Source organism: Pantoea sp. R102 (assembly GCF_004916815.1).
GTDB lineage: Bacteria > Pseudomonadota > Gammaproteobacteria > Enterobacterales > Enterobacteriaceae > Pantoea > Pantoea dispersa.
This window is the reverse complement of the sequence record NZ_SDFT01000078.1, coordinates 1-1,050: the sequence shown is the minus strand read 5'-3', so window position 1 is coordinate 1,050 and position 1,050 is coordinate 1. Positions and strand designations below refer to the sequence as shown.

At 54.4% G+C, this 1,050-nt stretch carries 1 protein-coding gene and 1 pseudogene; both read right to left on the bottom strand.

Annotated elements, in window-relative coordinates:
- A pseudogene (locus tag ERD80_RS09665) lies at nucleotides 1-201 on the bottom strand (nickel transporter); the annotation flags it as partial.
- Nucleotides 192-818: a DUF1007 family protein gene (locus ERD80_RS09660; RefSeq protein ID WP_136546705.1), complete on the bottom strand. Its 627-nt coding sequence runs from the start codon at nucleotides 816-818 to the stop codon at nucleotides 192-194. The gene ERD80_RS09660 and the pseudogene ERD80_RS09665, both read right to left, overlap by 10 nt.
- Nucleotides 819-1,050 lie beyond the last annotated feature (232 nt).

Genomic DNA, 1,050 nt, shown 5'->3' with positions numbered 1-1,050 from the left:
ACCGGCCTGCTGCGGCTGCTGCGCCACCTGTTGCAGGAGCTGCGTCATCTCACGGTGCAGAACCTTCTGCCACAGTACGCTTTGCAGCAGAATCTGCGGCCAGTGCAGCCACAGCATCCCGCCCGCAGAAATCAGCAGCGCAGCCAGCAGCCACAGCGGCCACCAGCGACGGGAAGCGCCAGCCAGTGAAATCAACGACATGTCAGGGTTACCGTCTGGGCAAACTGCTGGCCGAGATCCATATCCTCGGGCGGTGCGTCAGCTTTATCCAGCGACAGCGCGTACTGTTTTAGCGAGTCATCCGGTTTGGGCGTGTGTAAGTCAAACTGGCAATGGGCTTTCACGGTCTCATCCATGGTGATGGCTTGCGGATTGTCATAATACATATCAACAAAGTAACTGGGATCGAAGGTCTGGATGCGGTACTGCCTGGCGCTTAACGGCTGCGGTTCGCCGAACGGCACAATGAACTCCAGCACTGCTTTGTTGCCCTTGCGCGACAGCTGATACTCCTGCGGCAGGTTGAGAAATTTCACCCGATTTTTATTCTGCCACACTTCGGTAAAATAGTGCTGGCCGAGCACATTGGCCATTACCTGTGCCGCCAGCTTTTTCCACACCACCTCGCCGGGTTTAGCGTTGCCGGCATCGTACAGCAGATCGGCGGAGGTGATTTCATCCATGGTCCATACCATCTTCATCGCGCTGAGATGATCGTCCTTACCGAGCAGTTCGGTCTGCATATCAATAAAGCTGTGTGGATGCGCCCACACGGCGCCGCTGAACAACAGCGTAAAGCTAACGAGCGCAATTTTCATATGTTATAAAGTAACAAATTTTAAAGTCAGAAGGATACCGGGCCAGAAAAAACTGTGACCCGCCCTGAAGCTCTGAACAAAAGTCATGACAAAGGCCAGGGTCAGCGCGTGGAGTTGGCTATTCTTAGCTGAAAAATGACCTGCGGATAACACGATTGATGAGTTCAGCGCATTCTACTGCTCCCCTCTTCAGCCGCGCCCAGCGTCGTTGCCATCTGCTGTTGCTGCTGTT